The following is a 16,042-nucleotide window of genomic DNA, read 5'->3' as shown; positions in this document are numbered from 1 at the left end:
TGATGAAGATCAAGTCCTGCTTTGGGCAGGCGCCCATTCTGGAAGCCTCATTCCTTTAGGTGGCTACCGCCACGTGCCCGAGGTGTTCCATGTCCCAGACTCAACGATTGTTGTTATTGGCCCCTGACGCCATGATTCGTACGCCAGCGTTCGACCGCGCCACCGAACTGGCCCTGGCCATGGATTTGCCTCTGCACATCGTCGCGATCGACTATCTGGATCTGCTCTCGGTGGCCGGTCTCTTCGCGCCAGACCAGGTCAAGAGGGCGCGTGAAGGCTATCTGGAGACACATCGGCACTGGTTGTGGCAACAGGCTGAATTGGCGCGCCGACATGGCGTCGAGGTGACGTGCGAAGTGGTGTGGGGCAAGGATCCTTACCAAGCCTTGCAGCAATACGTCAAAGAGATGCCATTGACCCTGATCATCAAGGACGCGCAGCCGGAACCGGCGATGAAGCGGATCTTTTTCACACCGCTGGACTGGCGTTTGCTGCGTGACTGTCCGGTACCGGTGCATCTGGTCACGGACTCACGCCACCCCCGGCCTCGACGGATCCTGGCGATTGTCGATGTGCTGCGCAGCGAGGATCAGGACCTGGTGTTCAACGACCGGATCGTCGATGCCGCCGTGAAGCTGGCCGAGCAATGCAACGCTCAGGTTGAGTTGCTGCACGCCTTCGACTGGACGGCGGTCTACGCCTCGGACATGGGCATGGGCGCGCTTCCCCTGGCCACAGGGCTCTATGAAGCATTGGGCGAGGCGCAGCACGAGGTGTTCGAGTCCCTGGCCGAGCGGCATGGGGTCGCGCCGCTGCAGCGCCATTTCATTGAAGGCTCGCCACTGAACAGCATCTGCACGTTTGCCGCTGATGATCAGATCGACGTGATCGTCATGGGCACTACTGGGCATCGCGGCCTGGACAGGCGCTTGGGCACCACCGCCGAGCTTATCTTGCAACGGGCCCCTTGCAGTGTGTTGGCGATCAAGCCGCAGGAATGATGGAGTCAACGCTGGGCGAGGCCGGATCAGGGCCTCGCGCCAGCTTCCAGGGCTATAGATAAATCCGGTGGATCACTTGCCGGGTGTCGTCGGGGTCGCTGTGGGTTTCGAATCCCAGGCTATGGGCCAGCTCCCGCATCGGGGCGTTGCTGGCGGCGTCGACGGAGTACATCTGGCGATAGCCGTTCTTGCGCGCTGTGTCGATCAGATGTCCCATCAACAACGTCCCCAGGCCCAGGTGCTGCCATGGATCGGCGACGGTCACGGCGCACTCGCATTCGTGTTCGCTGGTGGCGCAATAGCGGCTGACACCGATCTCGATCAATTGGCCGTTGTCGTGGACCAGGGCGATGTAGGCCATGCGCGTCTTGCAATTGACATCCATCAACTGATCGAGCAGCGCTGCGCCGGGCTCATTGATTTGGCTCAGGAAACGCATGTGCCGCGACTCCGGTGACAGGCGCTTGATGAAGTCGTATTCACGCTGGCGATCTTCATCCCTCAAGGGCCTGATCAACACGTGGCGGCCGTCCTTGAGCGCCTGGATCCAGTGTTTGCCGCTGATGCTGGCGTACAGGGCAGCGGCGCGTTCGTTGTGGTCTTTGACAGTGAGCATGGTGCGATCCTCCGTCGGATGGGCGCGTGCGGTTTGGCAACAGCTACGCATTCAATACTGTTCTACGCTCGCGGCGGCGATCGACTCTGATCTGGATCAGTGCTCATGTATTCGTTCATCGATTGGCCGCAGCTTGATTCAGATCAAACCGTTTGGGGCCTTGATGGGCGCACGCTGCAGATCGCGCCGCAACGCGCGGGTGCGAGATCTCGACTCTGAGGTGAACAACCCAATGGAGGTGTGCGATGGGGCAATACCAGCGTCTGCTGTTGATCGTCGAACCCGACCTGCATCCTTCCGCCGCCATGCGTCGGGCCTGTGCCCTGGCCAGGGCCAGCGGCGCCGAGTTGCATTTGTGTGCCTTTGTCCAACCGCCGGCGCGCACCCACCTATGGGGTGAAAAAACCGACGAAGCCACCGTGCAGCGCTATATGCACCGTTACCGCCGCTGGATGGTGGAGGAGGCGGCGCTGCTCAAGGAAGAAGGGCTGGAGGTGAGCACGCACGTAGTGTGGACCACTCATCCATTGTTGGACATCCTTCGCTACGTCGAACAGTTCCAGCCTGACGTGTTGATCAAGGACGTCACCCTCGAACCCTTGCTCAAGCGTGTTTTTGCAACGCCTCTGGATTGTCATTTGTTGCGCGACTGCCCGGTACCGGTGCATTTGGTCAACCAGGCGGTGCATGGCTTGCCGCGTCGAGTGGTGGCTGCGGTGGACCCCTCGGACCCCGAGGCCAATGCCTTGAACGAGCGCATCGTCCTGACCGCCGGGGCATTGGCCCTGCAATGCGATGCGCCGCTGCATTTGCTGTATGCCTGTGACCTGTCGCCAGCCTTCAATGGGGAAGCTTCGTTGCTGGCCGGGGCCTGGGACGACGACTTTGCCGATGCGTTGCGAGAAACGCTGCACGTGGCGTTCGTCACCTTTGCCGAGCGTTGCGGTGTACCGGCCGAGCGTCGGCACTTCGTCGTCGGCTTGCCCGTGCCGGTGATCCATGAGTTCATCGAGGAGTTCCAGGCTGACGTGGTGGTGATGGGCACCGCGCAACGCGCCGGCTTTGAACGCTTGATCGGCAGCACGACGGAGCGGGCCCTGTATTCGGTGCAGGGCAGTCTGTTGGCGGTCAGGGGATGAGCACGATGGCACCGTTGACCTGTCCGCTTCTCAACCGCTCCAGGGCTTGGTTGGCCTGGGCCAGGGGGTAGCAGGTCACATTGCAGTGCACGGGCGTGCGCTGGATCTGTTCAAAAAACGCTACGCCGTCCGCACGCGTCAGGTTGGCCACTGAGCGCACGCTGCGTTCCTGCCACAACAGGCGATAAGGGAAGGCAGGAATGTCGCTCATGTGAATACCGGCGCACACCACGCAGCCGCCTTTGGCCGTGGCTTGCAAGGCCAGCGGCACCAGTTCGCCGGCGGGGGCGAAAATCAGGCTGGCGTCGAGCAAGTGGGGCGGGACCTGATCCGAGGCCCCGGCCCAGCTCGCCCCCAGCGATCGGGCATAGGCCTGGCCGCTGTCATCACCGGGGCGAGTGAACGCATAGACCTGCTGACCTCGGCCCACGGCGACCTGGATCGCCAGGTGTGCGGCGGCGCCGAATCCATAAAGGCCGAGGTGAGGGGCATTTTGCGCCATCTGCAAGGCGCGGAAACCGATCAACCCCGCACACAGCAAGGGCGCTGCTTCGGCGGCGTCCAGTGCGTCGGGAATGGGGAAGCAGAAACGCGCGTCGGCGACGGTGTAATCGGCATAGCCGCCGTCCAGCTGACAGCCGGTGAACAACGCCCGGTCGCAGAGATTCTCCCGGCCCGAGCGGCAGTACTCGCAGACCCCGCAGGTCCATCCCAACCAGGGCACGCCGACCCGTCGGCCGATCCAGTCCGGGGCCACATCGGCGCCAACGGCGCTGACCTCACCGACAATTTCGTGGCCCGGCACCCGGGGCAGTTGCGCTTGAGGCAGCTCACCGTCGAACAGATGCAGGTCGGTGCGGCACACGCCGCAGGCGAGCACCTTGATCAGCATTTGCCCGGCGGCCGGTGTCGGCATGGGGCGTTCCTCCAGTTGCAAAGGTGCCCCGGGGGCATGCAGGACCATGGCACGCATGAACATTCTCCTGAGAAGGGGCGCGCCACACAGGCAAGCGGCCCCAGACGAATAAACCAGAACGATGTCTGACCCGGATGTCCCTGACTCTGATGTAAATCAAGTCGTGCTCATTCCGGCGTTCCAGAATCAACCATGGCGAGCCGGACATCACCGGTAACGCTGTTTTCTGCGGAGGACGTGATGAGCGATTTTCTCAGCGCTGACCAACTGGAAGGTATAGACGCCTACTGGCGTGCGTCCAATTACCTGGCTGTGGGACAGATCTACCTCAAGGACAACCCCTTGCTGCGCAAGCCGCTGCAACGTAGCCACATCAAGCCACGCCTGCTGGGCCATTGGGGTACGACGCCGGGCCTGAACCTGATTTACGTGCACCTCAATCACCTGATCAAGACCCACGACTTGGACATGATCCTGGTCACCGGCCCCGGTCATGGCGGCCCGGCCATCGTCGCGCAGAGTTACCTGGAGGGCAGTTTCACCCAGTGTTATCCCGCGGTGGAGCAGAACGAAAACGGCATGCTGCGCCTGTTCCGCCAGTTCTCCTGGCCCTACGGATTGTCCAGTCATGTCTCGGCGCAGATTCCCGGTTCCATCCATGAAGGTGGGGAGTTGGGCTATTCCCTGGCCCACGCCTACGGGGCGGCGTTCGACAATCCAGAGCTGATCGTGGCCTGCGTCATCGGTGACGGGGAGGCCGAAACCGGCGCGCTGGCGGCGAGCTGGCATTCCAACAAGTTTCTCAACCCCCGGCGTGACGGCGCGGTACTGCCGATTCTGCACCTCAACGGTTTCAAGATCGCCAATCCCACGCTGCTTTCGCGCATCAGTGAAGACGAACTGTCGGCCCTGATGTACGGCTACGGCTACGATCCTTATTTTGTCGAAGGCGATGACCCGCAAACTGTTCACCAGCAGTTGGCCAGGACCCTGGACGGCATGTTGCTCAGGATTCGCGAAATCCAGCGCATGGCCCGGATGGGTGCGTCGGGGCAGGCGCTGGAGCGCCAGCTCTGGCCGATGCTGGTGTTGCGCACGCCCAAGGGTTGGACCGGTCCGAAATTCGTCGATGGCCAGCAGGTCGAAGGCACCTGGCGCGCCCACCAGGTGCCGCTGGGCCATTTCGACCAGCCTATGCATTTGACCCAACTGGAGCAATGGCTCCAGAGTTACCGGCCGCAGGAGTTGTTCGACGACAACGGTGCGCTGCTGCCGGACATTGCCGAGCTGGCCCCGACCGGCCATCGGCGCCTGGGGGCCAATCCCAACGCCAACGGTGGCTTGCTGCTGAAGCCGCTGGAGCTACCCCGGTTTGCCGAGTACGCCGTGGCGCTTTCCGAGCCTGGTAGTGTGCAGGCTGAGGCCACCCGCGTGCTGGGCGGTTTCGTGCGTGATGTGATGAAGCTCAACCTCCAGGCCGGCAACTTTCGTCTGTTCGGTCCCGACGAAACCGCCTCCAATCGCTTGGATGCGGTGTACGAGGTCAGTGGCAAGACCTGGATGGCCGCGCAGGAAAGGGGCGATACAAACCTGGACTGCGAAGGTCGAGTGATGGAGATCCTCAGTGAGCAGGTCTGTGAAGGCTGGCTGGAGGGGTATCTGCTGACCGGCCGTCACGGGTTGTTTTCCTGCTATGAAGCGTTCATTCATATCGTCGATTCGATGTTCAACCAACACGCCAAATGGCTCAAGACCGCCGCCCAGATTCCCTGGCGCAGACCGATTGCTTCGCTCAATTACTTGCTCACGTCTCATGTCTGGCGCCAGGATCACAATGGCTTTTCCCATCAGGATCCAGGGTTCATCGATCTGGTGGCGAACAAAAGCGCGGACGTGGTGCGCATCTACCTTCCGCCGGACGCCAATTGCCTGTTGTCCGTTGCCGATCACTGCCTCAAGAGTCGTGACTACATCAACGTGATCGTGGCCGGCAAGCAACCGGAGTGGCAATGGCTGGATATCGATTCGGCCATTCGGCACTGCTCGATTGGCATCGGCCGCTGGGCTTTCGCCTGCAAGGACGATGAAGACCCCGACGTGGTGATGGCCTGTGCCGGTGACGTGCCGACCCTGGAAACCCTGGCCGCTGTCACGCTACTGCGTGAATACGTGCCCGACCTGCGCGTGCGGGTCGTGAATGTCGTGGACCTGATGGCCCTGCAACCCCCGCTACAGCATACCCATGGGTTGCCGGACGTCGAGTTCGACGGGTTGTTTACCGTGGACAAGCCGGTGATTTTCGCCTTCCACGGCTATCCCTCGCTGATCCACCGGTTGGTCTACAAACGGCATAACCACGACAACTTCCATGTACGCGGTTTCATGGAGGAGGGCGCCACCACCACGCCGTTCGACATGGCGGTCATCAACCACCTGGATCGCTACCAACTGGCGCTTGATGTCATCCAGCGCGTGCCACGGTTGCAGCCGCTGGTGGAGCGCGCCCGGGATCGCTACTGGGCAACCCTGGAAAAGCATCAGCTGTACCTCATCGAGCATGGGCAGGACCTGCCCGAAGTCTTGAACTGGCGCTGGACGCCGACGCCGCAATGACCACTGACACGCCCCGTGGCATCGACGCTGCGCCGTAGCGTTCGAGCCCGACTTTGGAGAGCCCATCATGAGCCAGTACCAACGCCTGCTGCTGATCCTCAACCCTGCACAACGGCATTCTCCCGCCCTTCATCACGGCGCGGCCCTGGCGGCGGCCAGCGGGGCGCATTTGCATATCACCGCATTGATCCCCTCACTGGATATCCTGTCGCTGCTTGAAGAGGAGCCGCGGGAAGAGGCGCGGCAGAACTATCTCCAGGACCATCTGCATTGGTTGGAGGATGAGGCGGACAAGATGCGTCGTCGAGGCCTGCGGGTTACCACTGAGGTGGAATGGGCCGATGCCATGCGCAAGCAGATCCTGCAACACGTCACGCAGATCCAGCCCGACTTATTGATCAAGCAGGTGCAGCATGAGCCTTTGCTCAAACGGGCTTTTTTCACGCCGCTGGACTGGCAACTGCTGCGCAACTGCCCTGTGCCGATGTACCTGGTGGGGGCCACCGGTCATGCGCTGCCGCGCAAGGTGGTCGCGGCGGTGGATCCTTCCAACGCATTTGCCCAGAACAGCGGACTGAACGACCGGATCATCCGCCAGGCAATGGGGTTGGCCTTGCAGTGCGACGCTGAGCTGCATCTGGTCCACGCCTATGAGGTGTCGTCAGTCTATCTGGGGGATGTGGGCGGTGGTGGCCTGTCGCTGTCGCAGCTCAGCAAAGAACTGCGCAGGAGCCTGGAAAAAACCTTCCTGGAATTGGCGAACCTGTTCGGCGTGCCGGCTGAGCGTAGGCATTTTTTACTGGGGCATCCGGTCTCGGCCCTGAGTGAATTTGCCCTGGAGCATGAAGTGGACGTGATCGTCATGGGCCGCTTCCAACACAATGATCTGCATGGCCTCCTGGGCAGCACCACCGAGCACATTCTCTACCAGGTGTCATGCGATGTTCTGGCGGTGTGATGAAGTGGGCTTGAGTGCTGCGTTGTTGACTAAAATCAACGGCAGCCGGGGCTAAAGCTGTGACCAATAGCGCCTCTATCGATTGTTCAGGAGCACCGCCATGCGCATGACTTTTCTGGGGGCTGCGGGTACGGTCACCGGCAGCAAATACCTGCTGGAACACGACGAACAACGCATCCTGATCGATTGCGGCCTGTTCCAGGGCTACAAGCAGTTGCGTTTGCACAACTGGGACTCGTTTGAACTGCCGATGCGTGAGTTGGACGCCATCGTGCTGACCCATGCGCACCTCGATCACAGCGGCTATCTGCCGGTGCTGGTGCGCAACGGCTATCGCGGCCCGATCTACGCCACGCCGGCGACGTGTGAACTGGTGAAAATCCTCTTGCGCGACAGCGCCCGGCTGCAGGAAGAAGAGGCCGAGTACGCTAACCGCAAGGGCTTTTCCAAACACGATCCAGCGTTACCGCTGTACACCCTGGAAAACGCCGAGCGAGCGCTGAAATTACTGCGCCCGATAGCGTGCGAACACCCGGTGGAAATTGCCCGCGGACTGACGATATTGCTGCGTCGCGCCGGGCACATCCTCGGCGCCGCGACGGTGCAGGTACAGGCCGGTGGTGTCACGCTGGTGTGCTCCGGGGACCTGGGGCGGCCCGAGGATCCGGTGATGTTTGCGCCCCAGACCATCGAACAGGCGGATTATCTGCTGGTGGAGTCCACCTATGGCGATCGCCGGCACCCGCACGAATCGCCGGAAGATCAACTGGCCGACGTCATCACCCGCACCGCCTTGCGGCGCGGCATTACCCTGGTGCCCTCGTTCACGGTTGGCCGCGCACAACTGCTGATGTATCACCTGTATCGCCTGAAGCAGCGCCACGCCATCCCGGATATACCGATTTACCTCAACAGTCCCATGGCCATCGACGTGACACGGTTGTACCAGCGCTTTGGCGACGAACATCGGCTGTCCAGGGAAGAATGCGAAGGCATGTGCCACATCGCGCATCCGGTGCGCTCGGCCAAGGACTCCATGGCCCTGGACTTGCAACGCACGCCGGCGGTGATTATCGCTGCCAGTGGCATGGCCACCGGTGGACGGGTGCTGCACCACCTCAAGAGCCTGGCGCCGAACCCCATCAACACCTTGCTGATGCCGGGCTTCCAGGCCGGTGGTACGCGGGGCGCCAGGATCGTGGCGGGCGAACCTTCGGTGCGTATCCATGGCAAGGACGTGCCGATCAATGCCGAGGTCGTGCCGATGCAGACGTTGTCCGCCCATGCCGATGCCGACGAAATCATGCAATGGCTGCGCGGCTTCAAGACTCCGCCCCGGCATACCTATGTCGTCCATGGGGAGCCCAACGCGTCCGACACGCTGCGCCATCGCATTCGGGATGAACTGGGCTGGTCGGTATCGGTGCCGGAATACCGCGACAGCGTTGAGCTCTGAAGGACCGCTATCGCGAGCAAGGTAATGCTCACTTAAGGCAGTCGACAATCCCGTGGCGAGGGAGCTTGCTCCCGCTTGAGTGCGCAGCACTCACAAAAAAGGGCCTGCTGCGCAGTCCAGCGGGAGCAAGCTCCCTCGCCACAGGTTCATTGCATTCAGCTTGAAATAAGCCCAGCCACAAAAAAGCCCCTCGTCGTTGGCCGGCGAGGGGCGCAGGTATCCAGCGTTCAGTCAGCTTTTGATCGGCACGATTTTTTCCGCTTTCAGTGCTTCCGGTTTTTTCGGCAGTGTCAGCGTCAGCACGCCCTTGCTGAACTGGGCTTCGATCTTGTCGCTATCGACGCCTTTAGGCAGGTTGAACACGCGCTCGAAGGAGCCGTAATGGCGTTCGGACAGGTGATAACCCTTTTTCTTTTCTTCCTTGGTTTCTTTTTTCTCGCCCTTGATGATCAGGTTGCCATTGGCCAGACGGATTTCGATGTCTTTCTGGTCCATGCCCGGCAGTTCGGCGGTGATTTCAAAGCTCTTTTCCTTCTCGCTGATGTCCACGGCCGGCAGGCTGGTGGCGAACTCGCGGCGCCAGAAAGGCTCGACATCGAATAGCCCGCGACTGAAGGGCGACAGGCCCGTGCCCCGGCTGAAGTCATCGAACAGGTGATCCACCTGCTGCCGGAGTTTTTCCAAGGGATGCCAGGGATCTGCCTTGGCGGGTTGCTGGGTTTTTTCTTCGGTTTTGATCGGCATTTTTTTCACTGAATTGGACATTTGATCTTCCTCTTGGGTGATGGTCGGATGGCCCTGGCGCCATTGCCAGGGACCGGTCTCGAACGGATCAATGCACGCTTGCAGGTGTTACAACGAAAGCTGGCCGGACCAGAGCATCCAGCCGGCGAAGAGCGCCGCCACCCAGATCACCAGCAGCAGACCCCAGCCGAACCCCGTGAAGGCGCGGCCCGTCCTGGCCCGTTGGGCGCTCAGGTAAATCAGCGAGCCAGGGGCGTAAAGCAGGGCACTGAGCAGCATGAAGCGCGGGCCGGCGGCGTAAAGCAGCCAGACGCAATAGGCGGTAGCGACCAGGGCGATGGCCATGTCGCGCAGTTGCAGGCCGCGATGCCCGGCATAGGTCTGGCCCTGCCAGGTCATCTTCAGCGCATACAGGCCGCTGAACAGGTACGGCAGCAGGATCATCGAGGTGGCGAGGGAAATCAGGGCCAGGTAGCTGGCGCTCGAATACAGGGTCAGCAACAGGAACAATTGAATGCAGCCGTTGGTGATCCACAACGCATTGGCCGGGGCACCGTGCTGGTTTTCCGAGGCCAGCAGGCGGGGCATGACCTTTTCCTTGGCTGGGGTGAACACCGATTCAGCCGCCAGCAGCGTCCAGGCCAGCAAGGCACCGCCCACCGACACAATCAGGCCGATGCTGATCAGCACCGCGCCCCAGGGGCCGGCCACCGCTTCCAGCACACCGGCCATGGATGGGTTCTTCAGGGCGGCCAGTTCGGGCTGTTTGAGGATGCCCAGCGACAACAGGGAAACGGCGATCAGCAGCAACAGCGTGAGGACGAAGCCAATCACGGTGGCCCGTCCCACATCCGCCCGTTCAGCGGCCCGGGCGGAAAACACGTTGGCGCCTTCAATGCCGATGAACACCCACACGGTCACCAGCATGGTGCTCTTGACCTGGTCCAGTGTACTGCCCAGGGCCGGCGCGCCCCAGAAGTCGACCATGAAGGTGTCCTTGGAGAACGCGGCGATCACCAGGCCGATGAACAGCAGCAGCGGCACCACCTTGGCGATTGTGGTCAAGGCGTTGGCCTTGGCGGCGGTGCGCATCCCGCGCAGGATCATCCAATGCAGCGACCACAACACCACGGAGGCACCAGCAATCGCGGCTTTGTTATTGCCTTCGCCGAACAGCGGGAAGAAATAACTGAGTGCGGCGAACAGGATCACCAGGTAACTGACGTTGCCGATCCAGGCGCTGATCCAGTAGCCCCACGCCGAATTGAAGCCGAGGAACTCGCCGCCCAGTGCCCGCGCATAGGCGAACACACCGTTATCGAGTTCTGGCTGGCGATTGGAGAGGGTCTGATAGACCAGGGCCAGCGACAGCATGCCCACCCCGGTGATCAGCCAGCCGATCAGGATCGCCCCGGCGCCCGCGCTGGCCGCCATGTTCTGGGGCAGGCTGAAAATGCCGCTGCCGATCATCGAACCGACCACGAGGGCGATCAGCAGGCTCAACGACAAACGTTTGGGTTCGACTTTTCGCAAACTGCCGGCCAAAGGGTGAGGTGTGACGGTCGGGATGACCGGTCCAGCGCCTTGCAGGTGAGTTGCCATGATGAAAGCCTCCATGAGACGAGAGGTTCGATGACCATCGCTCACGCGAAGGTTCGAACGCTGAGTGTTAATCTCGGCGTGAAGACGTTGGGGGGTATTGATTTAGATCAGAGGTGATGCAGGGCAGCGAGGCGATTGCTGTCACAGCTCAGCGTGACGATGGCAACCGGCGATTTTTTGCTTGAGACCGGGCAGGTCGAGAATCGTGACGTTGCGTCCACGCATGTCCACCAGCCCCTCTTGGCGTAGGTGGGTGATACCTCGACAGATGGTTTCCAGACGCAAGCCCAGGTAGGAGCCGATGGCTTCGCGGCTCATGCGCAACACAAATTCCCTGGAAGAATAACCACGCATGTTAAGGCGCTGAGAAAGGTTCAACACAAACGCCGCGAGGCGTTCGTCAGCGTTCATGTTGCCGAGCATCAGCAACATGCCGTGGTCGCGCACGATCTCTCGGCTAAGGAGTTTGTTGAGGTTGTGTTGCAGCGACGGCAGGTCGTGGGCAAGTTTCTCCAATAGACTGAACGGCAGCGGGCAGACTTCGCTGTCTTCCAGGGCTATGGCATTACAGGCGTAATGATCGGTACTGATAGCATCCAGGCCGAGCATTTCGCCCTGCATCTGGAACCCGGTGACCTGTTCGCGACCGTCCACCGACAACACACTCGTCTTAAAAAAGCCCAGACGCACCGCATACAACGAGCGCAGCGGATCGCCGGTACGGTACAGCGCGGCGCCCTTTTTGACCTTCACCCGCTGGGCAATCAGGGTATCGAGACGCTCGACTTCACCGCCCGTCAGGCCAATGGGCAGGCACAGTTCAAGCACGCTGCAATTGGAGCAAGCGGCTTTGAGGGCATGTACGCGCAGTAGCTGAGGAGGGGACTCCGCCATAGCGATAACTCCTTTGATGGAGCAATGATAGAAGGTTAAACGCGGTGTGCCTGTTTTTTGTCACCCGGATAGATACCGACTGTCGATTGGCGCAAGGCCAGAGAAAACAGTGCCGTAGCAGGTACTTGTTCCCTTGCCTGTGCGTTGATCGGGAAGTTGATATAAATCAACGCCAACGCAGTCACATCCGAGGACGCTGGGCCAAAGGCTGATGTGATGATCCGTTGGGTGCTCCTGCGGACGTCGCTGTGCACTTTCCGGACGGTTGTCCAGGCAATGCGCGCCCTATGGATCAGTCCGCAACGTAACGACAGGCGCCAGCGCCTGGGGAGGTTTCCAATGGCTCAGAGTCCCTCATTGCAAACGGTCTTGAAGGACAGGAACGCCGCGGGGCAAGGGTTGGTGGAGCATTTACTCAAGTATGCGCAGCGACCCGATGTCATCGTCCTGGCCCTGCCACGTGGCGGGGTTCCGGTGGCTTACGAGGTGGCGACAGCCCTACAGGTACGCCTGGACCTGATGCTGGTGCGCAAACTGGGCGTTCCGTCCAATCCGGAATTTGCCATGGGCGCGATTGCCAGTGGTGGCGTAAAAATCCTGAATGACGATGCATTTCGTGCCCATCCGGTCGATCAGGCCAGCTTTGACGCCGTGGTTGGTCGGGAAACACAGGAGCTGCTGCGTCGTGAGCAGGCCTACCGGGGCGCTCGCGCGCCTGTATCGCTCAAAGACCAAGTGGTCATCCTGATCGACGACGGTCTGGCGACAGGGGCCTCGATGATGGCAGCGATCCACGCGGTGCGAATCCAGGCGCCTTCTCGCATCGTCGTCGCCGTGCCAGTGGGGCCGCTCGAAACGGTCGAGGCACTGCGCAGTGAAGTGGATGAGGTGATTTGCCCGCTCATTCCGGACTGGATGATTTCCATCGGGCACTGGTATGAGCATTTTCCCCAGGTATCGGATGACGTCGTCATTGATTTGTTGCAGCAAGCCTGGCAGCGAGAGCCGGTAAACGACGTTCGTCCGTAGGGCGGCGCTTTCGTTGATCTGCCTGGCACGCCAAGGGCTGTCAAAGCCGCCGCAGAGCTAGCGCAGGACGTTGGACCGGTAAGAGTGGTGCAAACTCTTCGGGCGTCAGGGTTTCCCGCTCCAATAGAAGGCGTGCCCCGGCGTCCAGGTCGACCCGGCGGCTTGCGAGCAGGGTCTTGGCCCGTTGATAGGCTTCGTCGAGCAGGGCACGAATGCCCAGGTCGACTTCTCTGGCCGTTTGTTCCGAATAGTCTTTCTCGCCGATGTCCTGCATGCGTTCGCCCAGGTATGTCGCACTCTTGCGCTCCAGCACGGCCTGGCCCAACTCATCACTCATGCCAAACCGGGTGATCAATTGACGGGCGATATCCGTCGCACGGGCCAAGTCATCGGCCGCACCCGTAGAGACCTGGCCATAGGCAAGGGATTCGGCGGCACGCCCAGCCATCAGCACGACCATGCGGTCCTTGAGCATCTGGCAGCTGATGAGAAAGTGATCCTCGGTCGGTCGTTGCAGGGTGTAGCCCAGCGAGCCCATGGCACGCGGCACAATCGAAACCTTGTGGACCGGGTCCATGGCCGGCAGGTTGCTGGCGGCCAGCGCATGTCCCATTTCGTGATAAGCCACGACCTGGCGTTCATCCGGGTGCAGCAGGCTGCCCTTGCGTTCGATGCCGGCGACGATGCGTTCCACGGCCGCAGTAAAGTCGTCGAGGCTGACCGTTTCGGCACCACGGCGGGTCGCGACGATGGCGGCTTCGTTGACCAGGTTGGCCAGGTCGGCGCCGGTAAAACCAGTGGTGATATCAGCGATACGCTCGCTGTCGAGGCCTTGGTCCGTGACAATTTTCTGCAGGTGAACCTTGAGAATCGCCTGTCGACCTTTCCGATCCGGGCGGTCGATCAGAATCTGCCGATCGATCCGTCCGGCGCGCAACAACGCCGGGTCCAGCACCTCAGGCCGGTTGGTCGCGGCAAGCAGCACAACCCCCTCTCGCGGGTCGAACCCGTCCAGCTCCGACAGCAACTGGTTGAGCGTCTGCTCTTTTTCGTCATTGCCACCGAAGGCACCGACGCCACGCATCTTGCCCAGGGCATCGAGTTCATCGATAAAAATGATGCAGGGCGCAGCCTGCCGGGCTTGTTCGAACAGGTCATGCACGCGAGCGGCACCGACGCCGACGAACATCTCGACGAATTCAGACCCCGATATCGAGAAGAACGGCACACCGGCCTCTCCGGCAATGGCTTTGGCGACCAGGGTCTTGCCGGTGCCCGGCGGGCCGACCAACAGCGTGCCCTTGGGAATATGCGCCCCCAGGCGGGCGTATTTAGCCTTGTCCTTGAGGAAGGAGACAATTTCCACCAGTTCGGTCTTGGCTTCGTCGATGCCGGCGACATCGGCAAAGGTCACTCCGGTATCCCGCTGGACGAACACCTTGGCCCGGGACTTGCCAATGTTCATCAGCCCACCCATGCCTTGTTTTTCCGCCAGCCCGCGAAACAGGAAATGCCAGACCACCATGATCAGCATGAAGGGCAGCAACCAGCCCAGCAGGCCGCTTAAAAAGGTGTTTTCGTTGATGCCTGTAAAGCCGACACCTGAGTGGGCGAGGTCTGTTGCCAACGTGGGATCGACCCGTACGGTCGAGAACCGCGTGTGACCCTCGATCGGTTCCTGCAATTTGCCGCTGATGTGATCTTTTTCGACGCGTAAATCACTGACCTTCTGATTGTTCAACAACTGCAGAAACTGGCTATAGGGGATGACTTGCACACTGGAGCGTTCAGAAAACAGAAACTGCACGAGGCTGAGCACAATGAGTGCGATGAAGAAATAGGACAGGTTCCACTGGTGGTTTTTTTTCATGACCTCGTCTCAATAAAAGGCTTCGGATGAACAGGTCGTGCAGGCTCTCCGGGCTGCGACTCAGACAAGCCGCAAATGATCGTCCACTTCCCTGACTCCAGGGACCGACCATGCCGCCCGTTCTGCTACCCGGCGCTGGCGCCATAGATGAACCGTGCCTTCAAGCCTCACCACGTCACCGTCGACCTTGACGTGGATGCCTTGGGCGTCCACCTCGGCGCTGCGCTTAAGGGCTTCTTCGATACGACGCTGGATGTTGCCGGCGTCCACTCGAGGGTGCAGGGTGAGCCGGTTGTTTACCCCAACCACGCCGGACAACTTGAACACTGCTCGCTCGACGGTTTCCTTCTGGTATTGCCAATCGACTTCGCCTTCCAGGTTGACCCAACCGTTCTGCACGATGACCTTTATGTCGCCTTCGGGAACGTCCGAGCTCCAGTTGATGATCTTCAAGGCGCGAGCGGCAATGGTGTCGTCTGCCGTGCCGGCACCTTTATCCAGCCGGACCTCGATTTCTTCAGCCACGGCGCGCACCCCTTTGATGCCTTTGACTGCGCGTTCGGCGTTGATTTTCTGGGCGTAAGTGCTGACGTGACCGGAGAGGGTGACCACGCCGTTGTCGACGGCCACGCCGATATTTGCAGCGTTGAGGTCAGGCTGGAACTCGAGCTCCTCCAGAATGGTCTTGCGCAGGGTCAAGTCGCTCATCACGGCATCCTCCAGGTAATTAGGAAAAGCTGGGGCGTACGCGCCCGGTTTACTTTTTCTACGCCTGAGGGCGGCAAAGACATTGAGCTAAATCAACAAGGTTCAAGTGAGCCACGGTGAGGGGCGATGGATAAGCCATGCAGTTGACAAAGATCAGAGTGGGCAGAGGGTGTTGCCAGATACTCGGGCCAGTTGTTAGACGTTCTTCCTATCGCGCTCAACCGAGGAAATAACCATGACCATGAATAGATATTTGCCGGTCGTATTGATGAGCATTTTTCTGGCGACCACCGCCGGGTGCAGTCATAAGCATGCCCAGGAAATAGATGCCCGATTGGAGTCGGCGGAAAATAATGCGGCAACGGCAAGACTCAGGGCGGATGAGGCCTACAGGAAGGCTGAGCAGGCCGAGATAATGGCCGAGCAGGCGCAACGTACCGCCGAAGAGGCAACCATCCGCGCCACCCGGATGAGCGATAAGGCCACGCGCAAGTAA

14 protein-coding genes are annotated in these 16,042 nt (G+C 60.7%); 7 read left to right on the top strand and 7 right to left on the bottom strand.

Annotated elements, in window-relative coordinates; genetic code table 11:
- Positions 1-89: 89 nt before the first annotated feature.
- Complete coding sequence (locus CD58_RS16095; protein WP_025214024.1) at positions 90-1,001, top strand: universal stress protein; 912 nt, start codon at positions 90-92, stop codon at positions 999-1,001.
- 52 nt (positions 1,002-1,053) lie between these two features.
- On the opposite strand, the gene CD58_RS16090 is transcribed toward CD58_RS16095, so the two are convergent.
- Positions 1,054-1,617: a GNAT family N-acetyltransferase gene (locus CD58_RS16090; protein WP_025214023.1), complete on the bottom strand. Its 564-nt coding sequence runs from the start codon at positions 1,615-1,617 to the stop codon at positions 1,054-1,056.
- 245 nt (positions 1,618-1,862) lie between these two features.
- Here CD58_RS16090 and CD58_RS16085 point away from each other — a divergent pair, with 245 nt between their 5' ends.
- The gene (locus CD58_RS16085) at positions 1,863-2,756 is read left to right on the top strand and encodes a universal stress protein (RefSeq protein ID WP_025214022.1); all 894 of its coding nucleotides are present in this window, start codon (positions 1,863-1,865) and stop codon (positions 2,754-2,756) included.
- Here the strand turns inward: CD58_RS16085 and CD58_RS16080 are convergent.
- The gene (locus CD58_RS16080; protein WP_025214021.1) at positions 2,746-3,729 is read right to left on the bottom strand and encodes a zinc-dependent alcohol dehydrogenase family protein; all 984 of its coding nucleotides are present in this window, start codon (positions 3,727-3,729) and stop codon (positions 2,746-2,748) included. The two genes, CD58_RS16085 and CD58_RS16080, sit on opposite strands and share 11 nt — an antisense overlap.
- Before the next feature lie 183 nt (positions 3,730-3,912).
- On the opposite strand from CD58_RS16080, the gene CD58_RS16075 reads away from it, so the two are divergent.
- The 3 genes from CD58_RS16075 (at position 3,913) to CD58_RS16065 (ending at position 8,699) form a co-directional block, all read left to right on the top strand.
- Entirely contained in the window at positions 3,913-6,285 is a 2,373-nt protein-coding gene (locus CD58_RS16075; RefSeq protein WP_025214020.1) for a phosphoketolase, read from the top strand.
- A gap of 67 nt (positions 6,286-6,352) precedes the next feature.
- Positions 6,353-7,243, top strand: a complete 891-nt coding sequence (locus CD58_RS16070) for a universal stress protein (RefSeq protein WP_025214019.1) — start codon at positions 6,353-6,355, stop codon at positions 7,241-7,243.
- Positions 7,244-7,343: 100 nt separating this feature from the next.
- Entirely contained in the window at positions 7,344-8,699 is a 1,356-nt protein-coding gene (locus tag CD58_RS16065; RefSeq protein ID WP_025214018.1) for an MBL fold metallo-hydrolase RNA specificity domain-containing protein, read from the top strand.
- 231 nt (positions 8,700-8,930) lie between these two features.
- Here the strand turns inward: CD58_RS16065 and CD58_RS16060 are convergent, their stop codons facing one another.
- The 3 genes from CD58_RS16060 to fnr form a co-directional block, all read right to left on the bottom strand.
- Positions 8,931-9,464, bottom strand: a complete 534-nt coding sequence (locus tag CD58_RS16060; RefSeq protein WP_025214017.1) for an Hsp20/alpha crystallin family protein — start codon at positions 9,462-9,464, stop codon at positions 8,931-8,933.
- A gap of 87 nt (positions 9,465-9,551) precedes the next feature.
- Entirely contained in the window at positions 9,552-11,045 is a 1,494-nt protein-coding gene (arcD, locus tag CD58_RS16055) for an arginine-ornithine antiporter (protein ID WP_025214016.1), read from the bottom strand.
- 141 nt (positions 11,046-11,186) lie between these two features.
- The gene (fnr, locus tag CD58_RS16050) at positions 11,187-11,939 is read right to left on the bottom strand and encodes a fumarate/nitrate reduction transcriptional regulator Fnr (RefSeq protein ID WP_025214015.1); all 753 of its coding nucleotides are present in this window, start codon (positions 11,937-11,939) and stop codon (positions 11,187-11,189) included.
- A 339-nt stretch (positions 11,940-12,278) separates the two neighbouring features.
- Here fnr and CD58_RS16045 point away from each other — a divergent pair, with 339 nt between their 5' ends.
- Complete coding sequence (locus tag CD58_RS16045) at positions 12,279-12,968, top strand: phosphoribosyltransferase (protein WP_025214014.1); 690 nt, start codon at positions 12,279-12,281, stop codon at positions 12,966-12,968.
- Positions 12,969-13,008: 40 nt separating this feature from the next.
- On the opposite strand, the gene ftsH is transcribed toward CD58_RS16045, so the two are convergent.
- Positions 13,009-14,838, bottom strand: coding sequence for an ATP-dependent zinc metalloprotease FtsH (ftsH, locus tag CD58_RS16040; RefSeq protein WP_025214013.1), 1,830 nt, complete (start codon positions 14,836-14,838; stop codon positions 13,009-13,011).
- A 60-nt stretch (positions 14,839-14,898) separates the two neighbouring features.
- The gene (locus tag CD58_RS16035) at positions 14,899-15,546 is read right to left on the bottom strand and encodes a BON domain-containing protein (protein WP_025214012.1); all 648 of its coding nucleotides are present in this window, start codon (positions 15,544-15,546) and stop codon (positions 14,899-14,901) included.
- A gap of 241 nt (positions 15,547-15,787) precedes the next feature.
- Between CD58_RS16035 and CD58_RS16030 the strand changes: the two genes are divergently transcribed.
- The gene (locus CD58_RS16030; protein WP_025214011.1) at positions 15,788-16,042 is read left to right on the top strand and encodes an Lpp/OprI family alanine-zipper lipoprotein; all 255 of its coding nucleotides are present in this window, start codon (positions 15,788-15,790) and stop codon (positions 16,040-16,042) included.

Source organism: Pseudomonas brassicacearum, from assembly GCF_000585995.1.
GTDB lineage: Bacteria > Pseudomonadota > Gammaproteobacteria > Pseudomonadales > Pseudomonadaceae > Aquipseudomonas > Aquipseudomonas brassicacearum_A.
The sequence above is the reverse complement of the archived record's forward strand: the minus strand, read 5'-3'. Positions and strand labels throughout refer to the sequence as shown.

Excerpts from the sequence above, each read along its gene's own strand:
- CD58_RS16065 (WP_025214018.1), top strand. The coding sequence starts at position 7,344 with ATGCGCATGACTTTTCTGGGGGCTGCGGGTACGGTCACCGGCAGCAAA.
- CD58_RS16075 (WP_025214020.1), top strand. The coding sequence starts at position 3,913 with ATGAGCGATTTTCTCAGCGCTGACCAACTGGAAGGTATAGACGCCTAC.
- CD58_RS16035 (WP_025214012.1), bottom strand. The coding sequence starts at position 15,546 with ATGAGCGACTTGACCCTGCGCAAGACCATTCTGGAGGAGCTCGAGTTC.
- CD58_RS16090 (WP_025214023.1), bottom strand. The coding sequence starts at position 1,617 with ATGCTCACTGTCAAAGACCACAACGAACGCGCCGCTGCCCTGTACGCC.
- ftsH (WP_025214013.1), bottom strand. The coding sequence starts at position 14,838 with ATGAAAAAAAACCACCAGTGGAACCTGTCCTATTTCTTCATCGCACTC.
- CD58_RS16060 (WP_025214017.1), bottom strand. The coding sequence starts at position 9,464 with ATGTCCAATTCAGTGAAAAAAATGCCGATCAAAACCGAAGAAAAAACC.
- CD58_RS16030 (WP_025214011.1), top strand. The coding sequence starts at position 15,788 with ATGAATAGATATTTGCCGGTCGTATTGATGAGCATTTTTCTGGCGACC.
- CD58_RS16045 (WP_025214014.1), top strand. The coding sequence starts at position 12,279 with ATGGCTCAGAGTCCCTCATTGCAAACGGTCTTGAAGGACAGGAACGCC.
- CD58_RS16070 (WP_025214019.1), top strand. The coding sequence starts at position 6,353 with ATGAGCCAGTACCAACGCCTGCTGCTGATCCTCAACCCTGCACAACGG.
- fnr (WP_025214015.1), bottom strand. The coding sequence starts at position 11,939 with ATGGCGGAGTCCCCTCCTCAGCTACTGCGCGTACATGCCCTCAAAGCC.
- CD58_RS16095 (WP_025214024.1), top strand. The coding sequence starts at position 90 with ATGTCCCAGACTCAACGATTGTTGTTATTGGCCCCTGACGCCATGATT.
- arcD (WP_025214016.1), bottom strand. The coding sequence starts at position 11,045 with ATGGCAACTCACCTGCAAGGCGCTGGACCGGTCATCCCGACCGTCACA.
- CD58_RS16085 (WP_025214022.1), top strand. The coding sequence starts at position 1,863 with ATGGGGCAATACCAGCGTCTGCTGTTGATCGTCGAACCCGACCTGCAT.
- CD58_RS16080 (WP_025214021.1), bottom strand. The coding sequence starts at position 3,729 with ATGCGTGCCATGGTCCTGCATGCCCCCGGGGCACCTTTGCAACTGGAG.